Source organism: Rhodococcus sp. CX, assembly GCF_015865005.1.
Classification (GTDB): domain Bacteria; phylum Actinomycetota; class Actinomycetes; order Mycobacteriales; family Mycobacteriaceae; genus Rhodococcus.
In genome coordinates this window covers 12214-16107 of sequence record NZ_JADZGH010000277.1, presented here as the reverse complement: position 1 = coordinate 16107, position 3894 = coordinate 12214, and the positions used below count along the sequence as shown (strand labels likewise).

4 protein-coding genes and 1 pseudogene are annotated in these 3894 nt (G+C 68.1%); 2 read left to right on the top strand and 3 right to left on the bottom strand.

Features of this window, described 5'->3' with window-relative positions:
• Together I0Q12_RS34540 and I0Q12_RS31350 are read left to right on the top strand one after the other, a co-directional pair.
• The coding region (locus I0Q12_RS34540) for an ABC transporter ATP-binding protein (protein WP_231611795.1) at positions 1-1128 on the top strand (1128 nt) is incomplete at its 5' end.
• Between the two features lie 84 nt (positions 1129-1212).
• On the top strand, positions 1213-1782 hold the full coding sequence (locus tag I0Q12_RS31350) for a YdeI family protein (RefSeq protein ID WP_197257932.1): 570 nt from the start codon (positions 1213-1215) through the stop codon (positions 1780-1782).
• A gap of 58 nt (positions 1783-1840) precedes the next feature.
• On the opposite strand, the gene I0Q12_RS31345 is transcribed toward I0Q12_RS31350, so the two are convergent.
• The 3 genes and pseudogenes from I0Q12_RS31345 to I0Q12_RS34535 all read right to left on the bottom strand — a co-directional run.
• Positions 1841-2476, bottom strand: a complete 636-nt coding sequence (locus tag I0Q12_RS31345; protein ID WP_197257930.1) for a sigma-70 family RNA polymerase sigma factor — start codon at positions 2474-2476, stop codon at positions 1841-1843.
• 500 nt (positions 2477-2976) lie between these two features.
• On the bottom strand, positions 2977-3780 hold the full coding sequence (locus I0Q12_RS31340) for an ABC transporter permease (protein ID WP_197257928.1): 804 nt from the start codon (positions 3778-3780) through the stop codon (positions 2977-2979).
• Positions 3777-3894, bottom strand: a pseudogene (locus I0Q12_RS34535) (multidrug ABC transporter ATP-binding protein); the annotation flags it as partial. The pseudogene I0Q12_RS34535 and the gene I0Q12_RS31340, both read right to left, overlap by 4 nt.

Here is a 3894-nt window from a genome sequence, read left to right as displayed (position 1 = left end):
ATCGAGAACGCCTCGTGGGATGTGGTCCGCAAGGGCATCAGGGCTCGCAGCACCATGCTCGTCCTCAACGTCTGGATGCTCGGTGCCGAGTTCCTCATGCTGACGATCGCGCTGTCGGTGGGTTACCGGCTGGTGTCCACCGGTGCCCTCACCGTGGGCGCCGTGACCGGGGCGGTGCTCATGATCATCCGATTGCGTGGTCCTTTGAACACGTTCATGCGCGTGCTCGACGTCGTGCAGTCCGGGTACGCATCGCTGGCACGAATCGTGGGCGTGGTCTCCGATCCGCCGGTGCCGGTGCCCGACAGCGGCGCAGATGCTCCCCGAGGGCACGTCGAGCTGCGCAACGTCAGCTTCAGCTACGGCGGCCCCTGGGCCGTCCGCAACATCAACCTGACCATCACCCCGGGCGAGACCGTCGCCATCGTGGGCGCGTCAGGGGCCGGAAAGACAACGGTGGCAGCGCTGCTGGCGGGACTGCACATACCCGACGAGGGCGAGGTGCTCGTCGACGGACACCCCGTGTCGTCACTGTCCGACCGTGAGCGCGTCGCGCGTCTCGCCATGGTCAGCCAGGAGGTGCATGTCTTCTCCGGAACTCTGCGCCAGGACATGACCCTCGCCAAGCCCGATGCCACCGATACAGAGCTCCGTTCGGTACTCGATCTGGTACATGCCCGCTCATGGTTCGACCGGCTTCCTCAGGGGCTCGACACGGTGGTCGGCGCGCGTGGCATCCAGCTGGAGCCTGTGGCCGCTCAGCAGCTGGCGCTGGCTCGCGTTCTACTTCTCGACCCGGCCATCGTCATCATGGACGAGGCGACTGCCGAAGCCGGCTCGGCGGGGGCGGGGGCGTTGGAGGATGCCGCTGATGTGGTGACCCGTAATCGTTCGGCCCTGGTGGTGGCGCACCGCCTGGACCAGGCCTCGCGTGCCGACAACATTCTCGTCATGGACGCGGGTCAGGTCGTGGAGCAGGGCACCCACGACCAGTTGCTCGCCGCCGGCGGGATCTACCACCGTCTGTGGGCCGCTTGGACTGCCGGTCGGCGAGAGATCGGCAGCGCCGGCCGCGCTCCGGACGGAGATTCCGATCCCGACCTCGTCACTTCGGGGGTGACCACGTAGCCGCGTGCTCCATCCGGACCGGCAACTCGCCCCTCTTGCGCCGAGACCGGCCGTTGCGCGACCGCAGGCCCTAGCCTGGTCCGCATGGCCGACCCGAACGCAGAACACCTGCACCTCGAGTCCCTCGACGAGTGGCACGCGTGGCTGCGGGACAACCACGACCGGCCCCCCGGCGTCTGGATCGTGTTCTGGCGCAAGGAGTCCGGTAACACTCCCCTCGACTACGAGCAGGTCGTGCGGGAAGCACTGTGCTGGGGGTGGGTAGACGGGCACACCCGGATCATCGACGAGCACCGCCGTGGCATGTGGTTCACCCGACGCGCGCGCAACAGCGCGTGGGCCGCGTCCAACAAGGCTCGCGTGACCGAACTGATCGCCGAGGGACGAATGCAGCCGCCCGGGCAGGCCGTCGTCGACGACGCCAAGCAACGCGGTCTGTGGACGCTGCTCGACGACGCCGAGGCACTCGTCGAATCTCCGGAACTCACCGCAGCCCTCGACGCCGACCCTCGGGCGCGCACCAACTGGGACGCGTGGCCGCCGAGCGTCCGCAAATTCGCGCTCAGCCAGATCGCATTCGCGAAGCAGCCGGCGACCAAGACCAGGCGGATCGCCGGCATCGTCGAGAAGGCCGCCCGCAACGAGCGACCGTGATCGGGGCCGCGCCTACGGAACCAGGATGGTCTTGCCCGTCGTCTGCCGGCCGACCGATTCACCGGTCCGACGCGGGCTGTGTGGCACCGCAGGCGCAGGCGCCGCCGCTACGCGGTTGGTAGTCGTGCACATGACCGGTGCGGTCCTGGCTGATCCGGCAGCAGGCCTGCAACCGCTGCCGGAGGTGGGCGCGGCCTCGCTGGACGCGAGATTTCATGCCGGAGACGGAGATTCCGGCCTCGTCGGCGGCTGCGGCATGCGTGCGGGCGTCGAGATCGACCATCTTCACCGCCTCGGCCTGTTCGGCGGGCAGACCCGAGAGCATCGGCACCAGGCACGCGGCGAGTTCCTTCTGGACCGCCTCATCGGTCTCGGAACCGTCCGGCAACTGGTTGTCCGGGACGGCGTCGACAGGCAGTTCCCGGCGATGAGCCGCGGACCGGTAGTAGTCCGTGATCGCGTTGCGGGTGATCGAATACATCCACCCCAGCAGCCGATCCTGATCGCGCAGACCGTCGAGACTCCGGGCCATCCGCAGGAAGACGATCGACAGGATGTCGTCGGCGTCCTCCGGGGTCGAGACCCGGCGGGCGATGAATGCCCGCAGGTCACCCGAGAAGTCCCGCCACAGTTGCTCGAGATCGCCCGGTGCCGGTTGCAGTGTCGTCGCAGTGGGGTCCGTCGTCTCGCCCATGATCTCTGATTCCTCTCCGTCTCCAGCATCCTCGCCGCGCGGCGCTTCCGCGAGCCCCGGACGGTTGCCGTCTCGTCGAGACGGACGATCTAAAGGGCTGTCGGACGCAACCCTGCGCGGCTGCAGCGAGGCAGGCGCTGCGTCCGATTCACATGGGTCTCGTCTGTAGAGGTGTCGATGTCGATATCGGGTTCCCCGATTCGACGTACCGGTAGAAGCGCGGTGAGGAGGTGAGAGCGATGTTGACCACGCATCTGTTGTCGGGTCTGACCAGTGAAGAGGTGGACCTGATCCTGGCGGAGGAACTGCATCTGCTCGACACCGCCGAATGAGCGCTGTCGACGCCCGCCCCGGACGTATCCACTGAACGCGGTACCCCTATCCCCTTCACGGATAGGGGTACCTGCCGTGCCCGGTGTCGGGCGGCGCCGAGACGCCGGAAACCGCCCTGCCCGTACCCGCCACCGGAGCGGGAACGGCGCAGAGCGGGATCCCGGCGCTCAGCGGGCCGACGACGGCCGGATCCGGCGGATCACGATCGGGAGGGCGATGACCACGGCCCACAACCCGATCGCCGCGATCAGGGCGGTGACGGTGTCACCGCCGCTGGCGGTGCCGAGCACGTGCCCGCGCAGGGCGTCGGTGGCATGCGCGACCGGGTTGAGCGACGCCATCGCCCGCATCCAGCCGGGCATCGTCTCGAGCGGCGCGAACGCACTCGAGACGAACATCAGAGGCATCATCACCATCATTCCGGCGAACTGCACGACGTCGGGACGCCGGAGCCGGTCCCCGATCAGCCCGAACAGCGCACTCATCGCCCCGGCCAGGACCACCAGCACAATCACCGCGGAGACGGCGTCGGCGGCGGTGCCGTGGAATTCGAAACCCAGTGCCACTGCGGCGATCCCGAGCAGCACCGCCCGAGCCAGGGTGAACATCGCTTCGTTGAGGGTGCGGGCCACCCCCGGCACGCTCGGGCGCATGGGCAGAGCAGCGAACCGGTCGTGGAGGCCGTTGGTGTGATCGATCGCCGCGGACACCCCGGCGTTGGTGCCGGCCATCACGGTGGAGACGGCAAGCATCGCCGGAGTGAGGAAGTCGATGTAGCTGACTCCGGCCGGAAACTCCGCTCCGGCCGCGACGCTGCGGAACACCTGGCTGAACAGCACCAGCATCGCCATCGGCATGGTCAGCGAGAACATCAGCAATTGCGGGACGCGGGCGCTGGTGCGCAGGTTGCGTATGGTCAGGGCGGCGACCTGGCTCCCGAACGGGGAGACGGTCGGGCGGATGGTGGTCATCGGTGTGCTCCAGTGTTGTGGGCGAGGTGGGTGAAGACGTCGTCGAGACTCGGGGATGTCACATCCAGATCGGTGAGCTCGATACCTGAGCGGTGCAGGTCGGCGACCAGTGCG